Below are 17746 nucleotides of genomic sequence, written 5' to 3'. Positions count from 1 at the left end.
CTGTCGATCCTTTTTTGTCCGGCCAAGCTTTTCAAGCCGTCTGCCGCATCTGTCAATCGATCCGTCATTCATCGCGAATGAAATTTTTGCACCCCTCTTGCGAGGTAAAAAAATCGGCATAAGATCGCCTCGTCCGGTATATAGATCACATGTACATTATATTGGACATAGATGGCAAGCCGTCAACGCTGCCGCACACAAAAAAGGGGATCAACATGAAGAATCTTGAAAACGGCATTTCCGCTTCGCTGCGCCGCCGCCTTCTTGCGGGTGCCGCCGCCGCTGCGGCACTCCTCGTCTTTTCGGCCGGCACGGCCTCAGCCGCCGCAAATTGCATCAAGGGTGACAGGAAGGCGCCCTATACGATCGGCTGGGCGAACATCTATTCGGTGCCGACCTGGATGAAGCAGACCGAAGGCACCATCACGGCTGAAGTGGAGGAGCTGAAGAAGGCGGGCCTTGTGAAGGACCTGATGATCACGGACGCGCAGGGCAACGCCCAGACGCAGATCCAGCATATCCAGTCGATGATCGACGCCAATGTCGATGCCATCGTCGTGATCGCCGGTTCCTCCAACGCGCTCGACCGTGTCATATCAGACGCCTGCGACAAGGGCATCGCCGTCGTGAATTTCGACAGCCTTGTCAACACCGACAAGGTGACGGCGAAGATCAATACCGATTCCAACGAATGGGGCGCGACCGCCGCCAAGTGGATGGTCGGCCAGCTCGGCGGCAAGGGCAAGATCATCATCATGAACGGCCCGGCCGGCATTTCGGTGAGCGACGACCGCCGCAAGGGCGCCCAGCCGGTCCTCGATGCCAATCCCGGTCTCCAGGTGATCACCGAGACGAATACGGAATATAACGTCGCCCCGGCACAGGAAGCGATGACCAGCCTGCTTTTCGCCAATCCGGAAATCGACGGCGTGCTGTCGCTCGGCGGCGCCCTGTCGGCCGGCTCGGTGCTCGCCTTCGAGCGCCAGGGCCGCGACCAGGTGCCGACGACAGGCGAAAACGCAAGGCAGTTCCTGGAGCTCTGGAAGGAGAAGGGACTGAAGGGCTGGGCGACCATGCAGCCCAACTGGCTCGGCGCGCTTTCCGTTTACACCGCTGTGCAGGCGCTGGAAGGCAAGGACGTTCCGGCCTTCGTCAAGGTGCCGCTGCCTGTCATCGACGACAGCACGATCGGCAGCTACCTCGCACGGGCCGACAAGTTCCCGGCTGACGGCTATATCTACTCGGACTACGACAAGGCGCTCTTCGACAAGCTGCTTGCCACCAAGTAATCCCGGGTTGAGGAAAGCCGTCATGACGGAAGAAAGACCCCTGCTGGAAGCCCGGCAGCTGTTCAGGGGATTTTTCGGCAATCCCGTTTTGAAGGGCGTCGATATCGCCCTTCTGCCGGGCAGGGTTCACGCCCTGCTCGGCGAAAACGGCGCCGGCAAATCCACGCTGATCAACCTCCTGTCCGGTGCCCTCCAGCCGGACGGTGGTTCCATCCTCGTCGACGGCAAGCCCGTCGGGCGCTTCAGCCCGGCGGTTGCGCGCGCGGCCGGTATTGCCGTCGTTCAGCAGGAGCTGAGCCTCACCGCCAGTCTGTCGATTGCCGAAAACATCGGGCTCGGCGCCTTTCCGCGCCGGTTCGGTCTCATCGATTACAAAGCGCTTCATCGCGGCGTGTCAGATGTCTGCGACATGGTGGGGCTCACTGAACCGCTCGACATGCCGGTCGCCGATCTGGCGCTCGGCCGCCGCCAGATGGTGGAGATCGCCAAGGCGCTGTTCCGCAAACCACGCGTGCTGATCCTGGACGAGCCGACCTCGTCGCTTTCCGCACACGAAGCCGGCATCCTCGCCCGTCTGATCGAGACGCTCAAGGACCGTGGCACGGCACTTCTCTACATTTCTCACCGCCTCAACGAAGTGCAGGCGCTCTGCTCGCATGTCACGGTGCTGAAGGACGGCCTGGTCACCGCCGACCAGTCGCTGTCCGGCATCGACGGTGAAGGCCTGGTGCGCCTCATGGTCGGCCGCGAGACCGGCGACCTGTTCCCACCGCGCTCCGTCACAGCTCCCGGCGCGACGCGCATCAACGTCGAAGGTTTTTCCGCCGGCATGGTGCGAGACATCGACTTCTCCGCCCGCGCCGGCGAAATCGTCGGTATCGGCGGGCTGGTGGGGCAAGGGCAGGAAGACTTGCTGCTCGGCTTATACGGCGCGATTCCAGCCTCGGCCGGTCGGGCGGAGGTTTCCGGCAAACCCGCCCTGCCCGCCCATGTCGGCGAGGCGAATGCCGCCGGCATCGTCTATGTCCCGGCCGACCGCAAGCATGAGGGGCTGGTGCTGCCCCACTCCATCGCATCCAATCTCATCTTGCCCTCGCTTGGACGGCTCGCCAGCAAGGGCCTGCGGGACCGGCCGGCGGAAAACGGCCTGGTCGCCGATCTCGCGCGCCGGCTGACGATCAAGGGCGACACGGCCCGCCCGGTGCAGGCGCTTTCCGGCGGAAACCAGCAGAAGGTGGCGCTCGCCAAATGGCTGCCGCTCGATCCCTCCGTTCTGCTCCTCAACGATCCGACGCGCGGCGTCGACATCGAGACCAAGCGGGAAATCTACCTCATGCTCCGTGCCTTCGCCGCCGAGGGGCGGCTCGTCATTCTGGCTAGCTCCGATACGCCGGAGCTCGTGCATCTCTGCGACCGTGTCGTGGTTCTGCGCGAGGGGCGCGTCGCAGCGGCGCTGTCGCAAGATGAAATCAGCGAAGGAGCGATTGTTGGCGCAGCCATGGGTATTACGGCCGCGACGCAGGGAGAGGCGGCATGAGCACAAGTTCGTCATCCCGGCTCTACGGCTCGATCCAGCTCCGCCGCAACCGCGGCCTTGCCGGACTCTATCTGGTTGTCGCAGCCTTTCTCGTCATCTACGCGCTGCTATTTCCCGGCATCCTTTCGATCGGTGGCTTCTCCAAGTTCACGCAGAACTGGTTCCCGCTCGCGCTCGTCACCATGGCGCAGGCGCTGCTCATGCTGAACGGCGGCATTACGCTGGCGATCGGCCCGCTCGTCAGTCTTGGAGCGGTGATCGCCGCGACGACGATGGAAGGGGCGCTCGGCGTGCCGGGCGGCATTCTTGCGGTCTCCCTCGCCGGCCTTTCGATCGGTGCCGTCATCGGCGCCATCGTGACCTATCTGAGGTTGCCTGCGATCATCGTCACGCTTGCCGGCTCCTTCATCATCGGCGGGGTCGCACTGATCCTGCTGCCGCGGCCGGGCGGGTTCATTCCCGATTGGCTGTCGACGATGCTGGCCGGCCACACGCCCGTCGCCTTCCTGCTGCTCGTCGTGATCCTCGTACTCTGGAAGGCCTTTCTGGCAACGCCGCTCGGCCTCGGCATCTACGCGGCCGGCGACAATCCGGTCGGCGCGTTCCGCTCCGGCGTCCCGGTCGAACGGGTGAAGGTCGCAGCCTTCGCACTGTCCGGTCTTCTGGCAGCCCTGACCGGTCTCTTCGTCGCTGCGCAGACCGGCTCGGGTGATCCTGTTATCGGCACACCCTTCACGCTGAACTCGATCGCCGCCGCCGTGCTCGGCGGCGTGGGTTTCCTCGGCGGCAAGGGCACGATGCGCGGCGCGATCTGCGGCAGCCTGCTGCTCTCGGTGATGATCAACGTCATGTTCTTCCTGGGCTTCCCGCCGGTCGCGCAATATGTTGCTCAAGGGTTGATCATCGTCGGCGCGGTCGCCGTTCCGGAACTTCTCGGGCAATCGAGGGCAAGACGATGAACATGATCAGGTCCGCGTTCCGCAATCCGCCGCTGCTGACCTTCCTTCTGGTCGCGCTCGTCTGGATCGTCGCAAGTGTCTCGCTGCGCGGTTTCGGCGCCTATGGCCACCTGCGCTACCTGCTCGAACTCGCTGCTGTGATCGGCATTGCCGCCGCCGGGCAGACGCTCGTCATCCTGATGGGCGGCATCGATCTTTCCGTCGGCGCGGTGATCACCGTCACGGCGATCCTGTTGCCGCTCATCTCGCCGGCGTGGGACCCAAGCGGCCTCGCCGGCATCGCGGCGGCCCTTGCCATCGCCACGGCCATCGGCCTGATGAATGGTGCCGGTGCTGCCTATCTTCGCGTGCCGCCGATCATCATGACGCTTGCCATGGCGACCTTCCTGCAGGGCTTGCTCGTCATCGTCGCCGGCGGCAGCGCGGTCACCGTCAGCAACCCGGCGGTGATTCTGCTCGGGCAGGCGCGGCCGTTCGGCATTCCCTCGGGCATCATTCTGTGGCTCGTCGTCTCGATCGTCGTCCTGCTGCTTGTCCACCGCATGCCGATCGGCGCCCGTTTCCTGGCGCTTGGGGCGAACCCGCTGGCGGCCCGGCTTTCCGGCGTTAGCGTCACCCGCAACACGCTGATCGTCCATACCCTGTCGGGCTTTTTCGCAGGGCTCGCCGGTATTCTCGTGCTCGGCATGAACCGGCAAGGTTATGTCGGCATCGGCGACCCCTACCTGCTGACCTCGATCGCTGCTGTCGTGCTCGGCGGCACCTCCATCCTCGGCGGCCGCGGCACCTATGCCGGGACCATTCCGGGGGCGATCCTGCTCGTCACGACGACGGCGCTGATCACTGTCGTCAATGCCTCGCCCGGCTGGCGATCGATCATGTTCGGCACCTTGATCCTTGCCCTTCTGCTCGTTTCCGGCCGTGAGGCGCGCCGATGACGAAACTCTATGACGGGCCGGTGATCGACCCGCACCATCACCTCTGGGACCTTAAGCTGGAACGTCATCCCTGGCTTCAGAAGGCGCGCGCATCCGGCGAGGAGATGGTTTTCGGAAGCCTCGCACCGATCCTGCGCGACTACGGCATCGACGATTATCGCGCCGATGCTGCCCGCCAGAACGTGATTGCAACCGTGCATGTGGAGGCCGGCTGGTCCGTTGCCTACCCGCTGGAAGAGAGCCGCTGGCTGGATGGCCTCGACCGCAGCTCCGGCGTGGCGCGCCGTTATATCGCGCGCGTGCCCCTCGACGGGCCGGACGCCTTGCGCCTGCTCGAGGCGGAAGCGGCAAATCCCAACGTCGTCGGTATCCGCGATATTCTGAGCTGGCATCCCGATGTGACGAAGAGTTTTGCTTCGCGCGCGAACCGCATGGGCGATCCCGCCTGGCGGGCGGGGTTAGCGCACGCCACGCGGCTCGGGCTGGTCTTCGACCTGATGCTCTATCCCTGGCAGATGAATGAGGCGCTCGAACTGGTGCGCGCTTTTCCGCAAACGCTTTTCGTACTCAACCACGGCGGCAGTCCGGCTGACCGGACGGAGGACGGCATGGCGCTCTGGCGCCGTGGTCTGCGGGCGCTCGGCAGCGAGCCGAATCTGCGCCTGAAGATTTCCGACCTCGTCGCCTACGACAATAAGTGGACGCTCGAAAGCCTGCGGCCGGTGATCGAGCATTGCCTCGATTGTTTCGGTCCGGCGCGCGCCATGTTCGCGAGCGACTTTCCGGTCGCGGGCTTGCACGCTTCTTTCGACGAGGTTTACCAGGTTTTCCGAGCGGTCGCCTCAAAGCTCTCTTACGACGAACAGCGGGCCCTGTTCTTTGCCACCGCCAATGACACCTATCGGCTCGGCATCGCCGATCCCGCCGAGATCGGGAGGGGCTACCATGTCTGACCTTCATATCGCGACGGAAAACGTGCTGATCGACGAGCGGGTGCGCGGCTTTCCGCCGGGCAATCCGTCGCTCCCGCTGGATGCAATCGGCAAGCAGGGATGGAAGCCCTATGACGGCAGGATGGCCCTGCCGCTGATCTCGCTCGACCGGCAGGCCTTCTCCGGCAATGTCGAACTGATGATGGCCTATGTGAAGAGCCTCGGCGCCGAAATCGCCCCGCACGCCAAGACACCGATGTCGACGGCGCTGTCGGAGGCACTTCTGGCGGCAGGCGCTTGGGGCACGACGGTCGCCGACATCCGCCAGGCCGCCGTCCTGCTCAAGGCGGGACAGCGCCGGCTGATCCTCGCCAACGAGATCGGCGGGGCCGCCGCCGCCCGCCGGCTTGCGGCCCTGCTTGGCCACTATCCCGATGCCGAACTCCATATCTTCGTGGATTCGACGGCGCTGGTCGAGGCTCTTCGCTCCGCATGGCAGGAGCGCGCAGATCTACCGCCCCTCGGCCTGCTGCTGGAATTCGGCGCGGGTCGCGCCGGTGCTCGCAGCGTCGACGCCGCCGAGGCAATTCTCCAGGCGATCCTTGCCGTGGAGACGCCGGCCTTTAGGTTGACCGGCATCGCCGCCTATGAGGGCGCGGCGGCGACCGCCGATGCGGAAGAGACGATGCGTCGCATCGATGCGCTGATGGCGGTGACATCGGATTTCCTGCCGAAGGTGCGCGCCCGCATAGGCGACGAGCGGCCGCTCCTGGTCACGGCTGGCGGCTCGGTGTTTTTCGACCTTGTGATTGCCAGGCTTTCAGCCGCCGTTGCGGCCGATCCCGCCTGCTGGCTGGTGCTGCGCAGCGGCGCGATCTTCTTCCACGATCACGGCATCTACGAGCGCGGCCTTGCCGGCCTCGATGCACGCGGCGGTTTCCGCATCGGCGGCGAGACGGCTTCGGCGGCCGCAGCTTTCCGTCCTGCGCTGCGGGTCTGGGCCGAGGTCCTCTCCCGGCCGGAACCGCGGCTGGCGATCTCAGGCATGGGCATGCGCGACGTGGCGATGGATCAGGGTCTGCCGCGGCCGCTGGCGCTCTATCGCAATGGGGCGTATCTCGCCGATCTCGTGGGCGCCGACGTGTTTCGCCTCAACGATCAGCACGCCTTCGTCGCACTTGCCGACGGCAGCGACGTCGCGGTCGGCGACGTCATCGAGTACGGCATCTCTCATCCCTGCACCTGCCTTGACCGGCATGCCATCCTCTACGGCCTCGACCCCGACCATTCGGTGACGACAGCCTATCTGACCAGCTTCGGCTGAACTCTCCCTCCAAAAGCAAGAAAAGGAAAACCCGCAATGATCCAGCGTTATCAGAAAGGTTCGCGTATGAGCCAAGCCGTCAGCTACGGCGGTCTCGTCTATATTGCCGGCCAGGTCGCGGAAAATCGCAAGGCTGATATCAAGGACCAGACCCGCGACGTGCTCGGCAAGATCGACGCCCTTTTGAAAGAAGCTGGCATCGACCGCTCGCGTCTCATCGCCGTCAATGTCTTCCTGCCGGCGATCGTCGATTTCGAGGCGATGAACAGCGTCTATGACGACTGGATCGACATCGAAAACCCACCGGCCCGCGCCTGCACCGAAGCTCGTCTCGCCGATCCCGATCTACGCGTCGAAATGACCGCGATCGCCGCGCTCTAGTGCATCGGCCCGAAAATCGGAATCGATTTTCGGGCCGATGCGCAAGTTGAAAGTGTTACAGCGTCCTTTGCGCGGCTCAAAAAGACGCGCGGCGCTGTAACGGCATCGCAACCGCCCGCACTGGAGACATCATGCACAGCGGTCTCGTCAATCCGATCGACTTTTCGCGCGAGGGCCGGCAGGCCGGCCACCTCGCCATTCCCTATTCGATCGATCGGTCGCCCTATTATCAGATCCGCATTCCGTTCCTTCGCCTGAAAAATGGCGAGGGGCCGTCTTTGCTGCTGATGGCCGGCAACCATGGCGACGAATATGAGGGCGAACTCCAGCTCGGCCGGTTGATGCGGCTGCTTGATGTCGCTGAAATCCGCGGCGCCGTCACCATCCTGCCGATGGCGAACCTCCCGGCGGTGATGGCGGCCAAGCGCTGCTCGCCCTTCGACGGGGGCAACCTCAATCGAGCGTTTCCCGGCGATCCCACCGGCTCGCCGACAGCGCGGATGGCGCATTTCCTCGAACACGAACTTTTTCCGCGCCATGACGTCGTGCTCGACTTGCATTCGGGCGGCACGTCCATGGCGCATCTGCCCTGCACGCTGATTGAGCGGCAGGCCGATGCCGCCCGCTTCGAACGGTCCGTTTCGCTGATGCGCGCCATGGGTGCGGCGCATGCCTTCATCGCCGACAACGGGCCGACCGCGCCGACATCGATGGGGGCTGCGGCAAGGGCCGGGACCGTAGGGCTTTCCGGCGAGTTCGGCGGCGGCGGCACCGTGACGTCTGAGACAATGGCCTTCACGGCGGCGGCAATCGACCGGCTGCTGGTGACACTCGGCATCGTCGAGCGTCCGGTGCTGTCGCGCGCGCCGCTCACCGAGCCCGGGCCGTTGCAGCTGCTTTCGCTATCCCGCCATAGCCAGGGCATCTATGCGAACCACAGAGGCTGGTTCGAGCCGGCCGTGGCACTCGGCGCCACCGTTTCCGCCGGCGACCTTGCCGGATGGTACCATGACCTCGAACGCCTGGATCAGCCGGAGGAAGAGCTGCGCTTTGCCGAGAGCGGCATTGTCATTTCCCACAGGCTGCACTGCGACAGCCAGGCCGGCGACTGCCTGATCCAGGTCGCCGAACCCATCGCATCCTGAGGAGCGCTGATCTGCTTACGTGATTGCGCCGACCGACGTCTTGACCCACTCGAGGCGCTTAGCCGGTATCAGGCCGTAATTGTAGAAGTTCACGCCGTCAGCGCCGGCATCGACGGCGGCCTTGGCGCGTGCGGCGAGCACCGCCGGCCCGCTGACCTCAGGATAGAAGACGCGCAGGCCCACCCCGAGGAACTTGCCCGGTCCGATTGCCGCCCTGCCGGTCCGGATGACATCGCCGACGGCATCCGGCTCCATGTCGTAGCAGCAGAGGATCGCCCCGTCGCAGAGCTTGCCGGCGGCTGCGAGATCGACGCCGCCGAGCCAGCCGTCCTTCAGGTCGATGAGCACGATGCGTGTCCCCGGATCGGCTGCCGCCTTGATCTCGCCGATCAGGCTGGTCACCGGTTCGCTGCGCCAAGTGAGATAGGCATGCAGATCAGGATGGTCGCGAAAGGCGTCGATGCCGGCCGCCGGGAAGTCCGGGAATTGCCGTTCCGGGACAGCTCGTTCGCAGAGTTCGGCGATGAAGCGCCCGACCGACCGGCGCGCACCTTCGACCGGCACGCCGGCCTTTTCGGCGCGCACCGTGCAATGGTCGCAGAAGCAGAGCGACAGCAGGAAATCGTCTTCGGCGTTCAGGCCGACGCCGTCTTTCTCGTGATGATATTCGTGCGCGAATCCCATGAAGTTCGGGCTCTCGAGTTCCACCATATCGGGCTGGTAGTTGGTCGTTATGTCGCGAACAAGGGTGACGGCATAGGCCCGCGCCGCCGGGCTGGAGGGGCAAAGATTGTAGTAGTTGGGATTGCCGAAGGCGTTCTGCGTCACGTGATCGGGATGCAGCATGCCGAGACGGGTATTGTGAAGGCAGACCGTCCAGCAGGAGACCTCGAGACCCGTCGCCTCGCGTCCTTGGACGAGGGCTTCCAGCATGTCGCCGCGCTCAGTGACATTCTCAGCCATCAGCGGCCGGATCAGCTTATCCCGCCATAGGCTCTCATCCGGCCGGAAGTAGACCGTCCCGTCTTCGGGGAAATAGGCCTTCTGCTGTGGGCTTCGGGGCTGCAGGAACCGGCCGGCGTGATAGGAGGTCGCCAGGCTGACCGTCGTCAGGCCTGCACGGTCGCGAAGGTCGGCGGCGAGTGCGGTGAGCCCCTGGTCCTGGATATCCCAGGGGTAAGTCCACATGGAAAGATGCATGGCGTGCTCCCGTCAGATCTGTCCATTGTATAGAACATGTGTCCATAATAGTGTCCAGACTGATCTTGAGGCGGGCGCCTGCTAGTAGCATTTATGCATAAGGCGGCTGGCCGAAAAGGCCAGCCGCCCTTTGAAGTGGCAGGGCTGATAGCTATTGCGCTGTCGCGTCAGATGTCGACGACGAGGCCTTTGGCTTTCAGCACCGGTTCGAGATTGCTGACCTCGATGACCGATTTACCCTGCTTATATGCCGCGATATAGCCGGCCTCGGCATCTTCGCGGGCCTGTGACAGCCTGGCGACTTCCTGCGCTTCCTGGCGACGCACGACCACCAAGCCGTCGGCATCACCGGCGATGATGTCGCCGGGATGGATGATTTCGCCGCCGACGATGATCGTGTCGTTCACCGCCGCAATAGTTTCTTTCACCGTCCCCTTGATGCAGACGCTGAGCGAGAAGACGGGAAAGCCAAGTTCCCTGAGCTGAAGGGTGTCGCGCACGCCGGTGTCGGTCACGAGACCGCCGATGCCCTTTGCCAGGCAGGCGTTGGCGAGGACATCGCCGAAGGATCCGGCCTCTTCGTATTCGCCGGCCGATACGACGATGATATCGCCCGGCTTTGCATAGTTGATGGCAAGCTGCAGCATGATGTTGTCACGCGGCGCGCATTTCACCGTAAAGGCCGGACCGCAGAGTTTCATGCGGTAGTCGACGGGCTTCAGGCGGGAGGAAAGGGCTCCGCGGCGCCCTTGGGCTTCGTGGATCGTCGCGGGTGAAAATTTGGAAACGGCGTCGATATCGGCTTTGCTTGGCCGTTCGGCAATATCTTTAATATGGATCACGGATGCCTCCCATCGTTGGCCGACGGCGGGCATGCCCCGCCGTCTGATTTCGTTTGGACATTATTATCGGATGACACCGAGGTCCTAGGGGATCGGGTCGAACTTCAGCTCCGAGAGCGATACGACCTTGTCGGTGCGCGTCATCTTGTATTCGGTATCCGGGCCGAGCCACTTGTCCCAGATCTTGTTGATCTCGCCTGATGTGTCGAGCTTGCGAAGGATCTCGTTGATCTTGGCGGTCAGCGCCGGCTGATCCTTGGCCATGCCGATGCCGATGGGCTGATACAGCATCGGCTCCTCGATCATCCGCATTGGCTTGCCCTTGCTCTTCGATTCATTGACGAACTTGGTCGTCGTCATGGTGTTGGCCACCATGCCGCGGGCCTTGCCCTGTTGGACGGCGAGATAGGCAGAGGCGGTATCCTGGAAGGTCAGCGGATCGGATTTGTTGAGCTTGATCGACATCTCAGACGTCGAACCCTTGGTCGAAGCGATGCGCTGGCCGGCGAAATCGGCCTTCGTCTTGCCGGCATCGTCCGCCGGCACGATCAGCATTTCCTTGGCGAGATAATAGGGGTCGCTGAACTGGATCTGCTCGGCGCGGCTCAGAGTATAGGCAAGGTTGGCGACCGTGATGTCGACGCGACCGAGCTTGACCTCGGGCACACGCGCTTCGACCGAAACCGGCTTGATTTCGGCCTTGACGCCCAATTCCTTGGCGATGGCGCCGCAGAGATCGACGTCGAAACCGGCCATTTCGCGGGTCTTCGGATCGGGTGAGGCGAAGGGAGGAACGTCGGCGAACGTCGCGCAGCGCAGGGTTTTCGCCGAGATGATGTTGTCGAGCTGATCGGCTTTTGCGGGTACGGCCGCCGCCATGCCGGCAAATGCGACGGTGAGGGTTAGGCATTTCCAGTTCATTGCTGTTCTCCTTTGTTTTTGGTGGTTGGTATCAATGCCTGAGATCAGCGAGGAATCGCTGCGCACGGGGATGGCTTGGATTGTTGAAGAAGTCCTCGGGGGTCGCCATTTCGAGGATCTGGCCCGCATCGATGAACCAGACCCGATCCGCGACGTCGCGCGCGAAGCCCATTTCATGAGTGACGCAGAGCATGGTCATGCCTTCCGACGCCAGGCTCTTCATGACGGCCAACACTTCGCCGACCATTTCAGGATCGAGCGCGCTGGTCGGCTCGTCGAACAGCATCACCGGCGGTTCCATGGCAAGGGCGCGGGCGATTGCCACCCGCTGCTGCTGGCCGCCGGAGAGTTGACCGGGATAGGCCCGGGCCTTGTCGGCGAGACCGACCCGATCGAGAAGCTTGAGGGCCTTGTCCTTTGCAACATCAGGCGCCACGCCCTTCACCCGGATCGGCGACATCGACACGTTTTCGACCACCGAAAGGTGCGGAAACAGGTTGAAGTTCTGAAATACGAAGCCGATCCGGCTGCGCAGTGCATTGAGTTCCTTCGCCCGCATGGCGGCGTGAATGTTTTGCCCGTCGAGCGTAATCGATCCGCTGTTGATCTCCTCGAGTCGATTGATCGTGCGGATCAGCGTCGATTTTCCCGAACCGGACGGCCCGCAGATGACCACGACTTCGCCGCGTGTCACCTGCGCATCGATGTCCTTCAGGACCGGGTAGTCGCCGTAGCTCTTGCAGACCTGCGAAAGCCGGATCGTCTGCAATTCCTGTGCTGAAACTGACATGGTCATAGCTGCTCCGATATGATTTTCGATGGCGCGACCAAGGCGGCAGAGGGAAGGTTGGAAAGTCCCGCACGCCGACGCGTGATGCTCCGCTCGAGGCGATTTGCGAAGTAGGTGAGCGTCCAGCAGATGGCGAAGTAGACGATCGCCAGAATGAGGAAGACCTGGAAAGGCTGGGTCAGGAGCTGGTTGTTGACCTGGCTTGCGGCAAAGGTCAGGTCCGGCACGTTGATCACGTAGCCGAGCGTCGTGTCCTTGATCGTCGAGACGAAGGTGGAGATGATGCTGGGGATCATGTTGTAGAGCGCCTGCGGCAGGATGATGAAGCGCATCGCACCGAGATAGCCGTGGCCAAGCGCACGCCCCGCATCCATCTGGCCCGGTCCGAGCGCGACGATGCCGGCACGGACGACTTCGCTCAGGAACGCGCTCTGATAGACCACGAGTGTCGTCAGCATCGTCACGAAGCTCGGTACATCGGCGCCGGTCAGCAGCGGAACGAGGAAATAGCTCCACAGGATGAGCATCAGCAGCGGCACGCCCCTGGTGAAATAGACCAGCGCAGTGACCGGCCAACGCAGCAGTGGCGACTTGGAGAGCCGCGCCAATGCGAACAGGATGCTGACCGGAAAGGCGAGAGCGATGCTGAGCGCCGAAAGGATCAGCGTATTGGCGAGCCCGCCAAGAGGCCCATTGGGATATTGGCCGATCAGCAGCAGCAGCCAGTAGTCTCGAACGATGGCGATCATGTCGTGGATCATGCGCGCGCGCTCCTGGCAGGATCGGTGCGCATCGACAGATAGGCGCCGATGCTCATGATTACGAGCGAGAAGAAAAGATAGAGAACCGTGCCGATCAGGTAGATCTCGAAGGTCCGGAAGCTGAGGTTCTCGATCTCCTTCACGGCATGGGTCAGCTCCGAGGCTCCGATGACAACGGCGAGACTGCTGTTCTTGAACAGGGAAACGCTGTGGTTGATGAGCGGCGGCAGCGCGTTGCGCACGCCCTGCGGCATGATGACGAAACGCATCGCGGAGACATAGCCATGGCCAAGGGCGCGAGCCGCCTGCATTTGGCCGGGACTGACCGAGCGCACGCCGGACCGAAGATCTTCGCTGAAATAAGCCGCCTGGCAGAGCCCGAGCCCGATCACCGCGAAGATGGCTTCCGCATTATGGACTGCCAGCCATTCGGCTACCCCGCTCGGCATCAGGGTGAAAATCCCGAAGTACCACAGCATGAGCTGAACCAGGGTCGGGACGTTCCGGTGGTAGGAGACGTAAGCGGCGACTAACGGATCGCCGAAGCGAAAGGGCGACAAACGCAAAGCCAGCAGCAGAAGTGCCAGCGCCATCGCCATCGACCAGGAGCCGGCATAGATGATGAAGGTCATCTCGATTCCATGCAGCAGCATGGCGGTGTATTCCGGATTTCCAAGGATTGCCGAAAGGTCGAAACCGCTCACGGGCTTGGCTCCCCGGATTGATCCGTCTTCGCCGCAGCGGATTGATCCGGCTTCGCCGAAGGCTGGGGCTTTGCCGTCTGCAGGCCGCCCATGACCTGCAGCGTCGGCGTGATCTCCATGTGCCCGATATTGACGGCGACGGGGGCTGCTATGGCGAAGGCAATCGCGTCGGCGATGTCGGCCGCCTGCGGCAGTTCGAAGCCGTCGATGAACCGTTCGCGGATGCTGGGGTCATCGCCGTGGACGTGATTGAAGATATCAGTGGCGACCCGGCCGGGGCAGATTTCCGTGACCCGTACCCGCTTGCCGAAAGCGTCGATGCGTAGCTGGTTGGACAGCATGCTCACCCCTGCCTTGGTGGCGTGATAGGATGAGTTGCCGCCGAAATTGTAAGCGCCGGCGATCGACGAGATGTTGATAACATGCCCGCGGTCGCGCGCCACCATACCGGGCACGACCAGCCGGCAGATGTGCAGGACCGCCCGGAGATTGACGTCGACGATGAGATCGATATCGCCCTCGTCGGCTTCCAGGAACTTCTTCGGCCGGTCGACACCGGCATTGTTGACGAGAATATCGAACTCCACCCGACGGGCGAGCTCGGCCATGGCCTGACGGTCGGTCACGTCGATGACGTGGGCGACGCAGCCCGTCCGCGCAGCCAGCTGCTGCAGCGCTTCGGCACTGCGGGCAACGGCATGGACCTCGATGTTCTCCCGGCGGAGCCGCTCAACCACGGCTGCGCCGATACCGGAGGATGCGCCGGTCACCAGTGCGGTCTTGTAGTCGGAGAATGGCATTGTCGTTCCCTTGTTGTTGATTGAAACAGTAGCGAAGCTTTAACCCCTTGCCTAAGACCGATTATCTCTGGAGCAATAAGCAACGGTTATGGAGCCGGGAGGGCTGCTGGAAGAAGAGAAAGAGGTGGTCCCAGCATCACCTCGCAGTATCCCTGCCTCGGGCTGCCAGCGACCGCGTCGCGTTGCAAAAGCAATGCGCGTCTGCAAACATGTAAGCCGCGCAGATCAGAACGGTAGCCCGATCCTCATGGACATCAGACGCCTCAAATCTTTCATCGTGATCGTCGACAGCGGCAGCATCACGCGAGCGGCGGACCTTCTGCATATCGCCCAGCCGGCCCTCAGTCAGCAGCTTGCGGCACTGGAGGAGCATTTCGGCCACAAGCTGCTGATCCGCAGCCAGCAGGGTGTCAGCATGACCGATGCAGGGCATGCAGTGTATCGCCATGCGCAGATTATCCTTCGGCAGATGGAGCAGGCGCAAGCGGATGCATCGGCAGCCGGCAATTCGCTTGCCGGCCGTGTGTCCGTCGGCCTCGTGCCGTTCAGCAGTGCGGCCACGCTGTCGGTCGACCTCCTGGCGGAGACCCGCAAACGACATCCCGGTATTCTGCTGCACCTGACCGAAAGCGTCGGCCAGACCTATAGCCAGATGATCATGAACGGCCGGTTGGAGATGGCGCTTCTCCATGGAACCGGACCGATCAAGGGCGTCCGGTTCGAGCCGATCCTGAGCGAAGAGTTTTTCCTTGTCGCGCATCGGGACTTTGCGATCGAAGCGGATGCGAAACCCGTTCCGCTCAATGCTCTCGACGGAATACCACTGCTGTTGCCGCCGGCCTACAATTTCGTCCGCCGCGCAGTCGACACCGCCTTCACCCGCACCCGCACCAATCTGAAGGTCGTGGCGGAAGTCGAAATCGTCCGCACTCTGGCCCGTGCGGTCGGCAGCGGCCTCGGCGCCACGATCATGCCGAAAGCCATCGCCGACCGTATCGTATCGGAATCGAGTGAGCCGCTGATCTGCCGGCTCGTCTCGCCGCGGATCGAAGAAACACTGTCGCTGTGCGTTTCCGACCAGAATCCCTTGTCGGAACCGGCCCTCGCCGTCAGAGACATCCTTCTCGAGTTGACGGCGCGGCTGAAAAGCTAAACCAGAGGCGCGACGCCGATCAGCGCATATCCTTGCAGAATTGAGCTATGCGGGCGCATCCCTCGCCGAGCTTTTCCATGCTCGTGGCGTAGGAAATCCGGAAAAAGGGGCTCATTCCGTAAGCCGCCCCTTGCACGGTCGCGACATGATGCTCGTCGACAAGCGCCATGACGAAATCGACGTCGGTGTCGATCTTTCGACCGCCCTTGCTGGTCTTGCCGATCAGCCCGGAGATATTGGGGTAGATGTAGAAGGCGCCTTCGGGCCTATGGCAGCGCAGCCCTTCCACCTCCGACAATCTGTCGAGGACGAAGTCGCGTCTTTCCTTGTAGATCGCGGCCCGCTCCTTCAAGAGATCCTGAGGACCGTCGAGCGCCGCGGTCGCCGCAGCCTGCGTCAGCGTCGCGATGCCGCCGCCATTCTGGCCGTTGACGTTGCTGACGGCGGAGATCAGGTCTTTCGGCCCGGCGCAAAAGCCGAGCCGCCAGCCTGTCATTGCGTAAGCCTTGGAGACGCCGTTCATCGTCAGGACGCGATCATAGAGCCTGGGCTCGACTTCCGCGATCGTGCAGAACTGGAAGTCGTCATAGACCAGGTGTTCGTAGATATCGTCGGTCATGATCCAGACATTGGGATGTCGCAGCATGACCTCGGCGATGGCGGCCATCTCCGCCCTGGAGCAGGCGGCTCCGGTCGGATTGTTCGGGAAATTCAGGAAGAGCCATTTGGTGCGCGGCGTGATCGCTGCCTCCAGATCTTCCGGACGCAGCTTGAAGCCGGCCTGCTCGTGGCAGGGGACAGCGACCGGGACGCCGCCGGCGAATTTGACGATATCGGCATAGCTGACCCAGGAGGGCGTGGGAATGACGACCTCGTCGCCCGGGTTGCAGGTTGCCAGCATGGCGTTGAAGATCACCTGCTTGCCGCCACCCGACACCACGATCTGGCTGGCATCATAGTCGAGATTATTGTCCCGTTTGAACTTCCTGATGATGGCGGCCTTCAGTGCCGGCGTCCCGTCCATCGGAGGATATTTCGTATCGCCGGCAAGAGCGGCCGCATGAGCCGCCTCAATCGCGCGGGCCGGAGTGGGGAAATCCGGCTCGCCGGACGAGAGGCTGACGACCTTGATTCCCTTGGCGGCGAGTTCCCTGGCGCGCTGGGTCATGGCGGCGGATGCGGATATGGAGACGTTTTTCAGGCGGTCAGCGATGACGGACATCGACTTGGTCCTTCGATGAGAGATGGGAACGGGAGATCGCCCGCGGGCGATCGGGATTGCGTCAGTCGGCCAGTTCGACGGCAGGCGCGAGCGCGGCACCCGTGGCTTCGATTTCGCCGCGCACGATGCCGGCAAGCTCCAAGGCCCCTGGCGTGTCGCTGTGGACGAGAATGGAGCGGGCCGGCATCGCGATCACGGCTGCGTCGATTGTCTCGACGGTTCCTTCGAGGAGGAATTGCCGCACACGTGCACGCACTGCGGCTTCGTCCTTGATGACGGCCCCCGGCAGCCCGCGCACGACGAGTTTCCCGCCGGCGTCATAGGCCCGGTCGGCAAGGAAAAGCGCCAACGTCTTCAAACGTGCGCGTTTGGCCGCCTGCTGAATCTCGCTGCCATGGGTGACGAAGACGACGAGACCCGCGTCCACCGTGGCGATCGCATCCATCATCAGATCGGCCAGCGCAGGATCGCGATTGACCATATTGCCCATCGCCGCGTGGAAGCTGATATGAGAGACAGTGACACCCTCGGCTTTGGCGATCGCCATTAGAGCCCCCAACTGATAGAGCATCTGCTGGCGAAGCTCGTCTGCCGGAAACGGTATTTCGCGCCGGCCGAAGCCGAGCCGATCAGGCAAACCGGGATGCGCGCCGATGCCGACGCCGTTCAGCTTCGCAAGCCGGACCATTCGCCCCATGATCTCCGGGTCGCCGCCATGGAAACCGCAGGCGATGTTGGCCGACGAGACGAGTTTCATCATCGCTTCGTCATCGCACAGCCGGTAGGGACCAAATCCTTCGCCCATGTCGGAATTCAGATCGATCTTCATCAGTTCCTCCTTTTGACGG

At 63.0% G+C, this 17746-nt stretch carries 18 protein-coding genes; 9 read left to right on the top strand and 9 right to left on the bottom strand.

The genetic code is table 11. The features are described 5' to 3' along the window. Nucleotides 1-215 precede the first annotated feature (215 nt). The 8 genes from BS629_RS00335 (at nucleotide 216) to BS629_RS00300 (ending at nucleotide 8505) form a co-directional block, all read left to right on the top strand. The gene (locus BS629_RS00335) at nucleotides 216-1289 is read left to right on the top strand and encodes an ABC transporter substrate-binding protein (RefSeq protein ID WP_026188806.1); all 1074 of its coding nucleotides are present in this window, start codon (nucleotides 216-218) and stop codon (nucleotides 1287-1289) included. A gap of 22 nt (nucleotides 1290-1311) precedes the next feature. Continuing rightward, nucleotides 1312-2826 carry a sugar ABC transporter ATP-binding protein gene (locus BS629_RS00330; RefSeq protein ID WP_018246871.1) on the top strand — a complete coding sequence of 505 codons (1515 nt, stop codon included), beginning with the start codon at nucleotides 1312-1314 and terminating at the stop codon, nucleotides 2824-2826. Then, nucleotides 2823-3785, top strand: a complete 963-nt coding sequence (locus tag BS629_RS00325; protein ID WP_018246872.1) for an ABC transporter permease — start codon at nucleotides 2823-2825, stop codon at nucleotides 3783-3785. Before BS629_RS00330 ends, BS629_RS00325 begins: the two co-directional genes overlap by 4 nt. After that, nucleotides 3782-4723, top strand: coding sequence for an ABC transporter permease (locus BS629_RS00320; protein WP_018246873.1), 942 nt, complete (start codon nucleotides 3782-3784; stop codon nucleotides 4721-4723). Before BS629_RS00325 ends, BS629_RS00320 begins: the two co-directional genes overlap by 4 nt. Continuing rightward, on the top strand, nucleotides 4720-5676 hold the full coding sequence (locus tag BS629_RS00315) for an amidohydrolase family protein (RefSeq protein ID WP_018246874.1): 957 nt from the start codon (nucleotides 4720-4722) through the stop codon (nucleotides 5674-5676). The genes BS629_RS00320 and BS629_RS00315 overlap by 4 nt, the downstream gene beginning before the upstream one ends. Further along, on the top strand, nucleotides 5669-6979 hold the full coding sequence (locus tag BS629_RS00310) for an alanine racemase (RefSeq protein WP_018246875.1): 1311 nt from the start codon (nucleotides 5669-5671) through the stop codon (nucleotides 6977-6979). Before BS629_RS00315 ends, BS629_RS00310 begins: the two co-directional genes overlap by 8 nt. A gap of 36 nt (nucleotides 6980-7015) precedes the next feature. Continuing rightward, nucleotides 7016-7360 carry a RidA family protein gene (locus BS629_RS00305; protein WP_018246876.1) on the top strand — a complete coding sequence of 115 codons (345 nt, stop codon included), beginning with the start codon at nucleotides 7016-7018 and terminating at the stop codon, nucleotides 7358-7360. A gap of 131 nt (nucleotides 7361-7491) precedes the next feature. Next, complete coding sequence (locus tag BS629_RS00300) at nucleotides 7492-8505, top strand: succinylglutamate desuccinylase/aspartoacylase family protein (RefSeq protein ID WP_018246877.1); 1014 nt, start codon at nucleotides 7492-7494, stop codon at nucleotides 8503-8505. Between the two features lie 15 nt (nucleotides 8506-8520). On the opposite strand, the gene BS629_RS00295 is transcribed toward BS629_RS00300, so the two are convergent. The 7 genes from BS629_RS00295 to BS629_RS00265 all read right to left on the bottom strand — a co-directional run bounded on the left by BS629_RS00295 (nucleotide 8521) and on the right by BS629_RS00265 (nucleotide 14523). Next, nucleotides 8521-9705, bottom strand: a complete 1185-nt coding sequence (locus BS629_RS00295) for a hypothetical protein (RefSeq protein ID WP_018246878.1) — start codon at nucleotides 9703-9705, stop codon at nucleotides 8521-8523. Nucleotides 9706-9872: 167 nt separating this feature from the next. Next, on the bottom strand, nucleotides 9873-10547 hold the full coding sequence (locus tag BS629_RS00290) for a 4-carboxy-4-hydroxy-2-oxoadipate aldolase/oxaloacetate decarboxylase (RefSeq protein WP_026188807.1): 675 nt from the start codon (nucleotides 10545-10547) through the stop codon (nucleotides 9873-9875). An 84-nt stretch (nucleotides 10548-10631) separates the two neighbouring features. Continuing rightward, nucleotides 10632-11468: an ABC transporter substrate-binding protein gene (locus BS629_RS00285; RefSeq protein ID WP_018246880.1), complete on the bottom strand. Its 837-nt coding sequence runs from the start codon at nucleotides 11466-11468 to the stop codon at nucleotides 10632-10634. A gap of 31 nt (nucleotides 11469-11499) precedes the next feature. Then, nucleotides 11500-12264: an amino acid ABC transporter ATP-binding protein gene (locus BS629_RS00280; RefSeq protein WP_018246881.1), complete on the bottom strand. Its 765-nt coding sequence runs from the start codon at nucleotides 12262-12264 to the stop codon at nucleotides 11500-11502. Continuing rightward, a complete protein-coding gene (locus BS629_RS00275) occupies nucleotides 12261-13019 on the bottom strand; it encodes an amino acid ABC transporter permease (protein WP_018449058.1) in 759 nt (252 codons plus the stop codon). The genes BS629_RS00280 and BS629_RS00275 overlap by 4 nt, the downstream gene beginning before the upstream one ends. Beyond that, the gene (locus tag BS629_RS00270; protein ID WP_003555457.1) at nucleotides 13016-13723 is read right to left on the bottom strand and encodes an amino acid ABC transporter permease; all 708 of its coding nucleotides are present in this window, start codon (nucleotides 13721-13723) and stop codon (nucleotides 13016-13018) included. Before BS629_RS00270 ends, BS629_RS00275 begins: the two co-directional genes overlap by 4 nt. Continuing rightward, nucleotides 13720-14523 carry an SDR family oxidoreductase gene (locus BS629_RS00265; protein WP_018246883.1) on the bottom strand — a complete coding sequence of 268 codons (804 nt, stop codon included), beginning with the start codon at nucleotides 14521-14523 and terminating at the stop codon, nucleotides 13720-13722. The genes BS629_RS00270 and BS629_RS00265 overlap by 4 nt, the downstream gene beginning before the upstream one ends. A gap of 193 nt (nucleotides 14524-14716) precedes the next feature. On the opposite strand from BS629_RS00265, the gene nac reads away from it, so the two are divergent. Further along, on the top strand, nucleotides 14717-15676 hold the full coding sequence (gene nac / locus BS629_RS00260) for a nitrogen assimilation transcriptional regulator NAC (RefSeq protein ID WP_018246884.1): 960 nt from the start codon (nucleotides 14717-14719) through the stop codon (nucleotides 15674-15676). Between the two features lie 19 nt (nucleotides 15677-15695). Here nac and BS629_RS00255 read toward each other — a convergent pair whose 3' ends face one another. Both BS629_RS00255 and BS629_RS00250 read right to left on the bottom strand, forming a co-directional pair. Beyond that, nucleotides 15696-16898: a pyridoxal phosphate-dependent aminotransferase gene (locus BS629_RS00255; RefSeq protein ID WP_018246885.1), complete on the bottom strand. Its 1203-nt coding sequence runs from the start codon at nucleotides 16896-16898 to the stop codon at nucleotides 15696-15698. Nucleotides 16899-16959: 61 nt separating this feature from the next. Next, nucleotides 16960-17727, bottom strand: a complete 768-nt coding sequence (locus BS629_RS00250) for a 5-oxoprolinase subunit PxpA (RefSeq protein ID WP_018246886.1) — start codon at nucleotides 17725-17727, stop codon at nucleotides 16960-16962. Nucleotides 17728-17746: the final 19 nt, after the last annotated feature.

This window comes from Rhizobium leguminosarum bv. viciae USDA 2370 (assembly GCF_002008365.1).
In the GTDB taxonomy this organism is placed as follows: domain Bacteria; phylum Pseudomonadota; class Alphaproteobacteria; order Rhizobiales; family Rhizobiaceae; genus Rhizobium; species Rhizobium leguminosarum.
The sequence above is the reverse complement of the archived record's forward strand: the minus strand, read 5'-3'. Positions and strand labels throughout refer to the sequence as shown.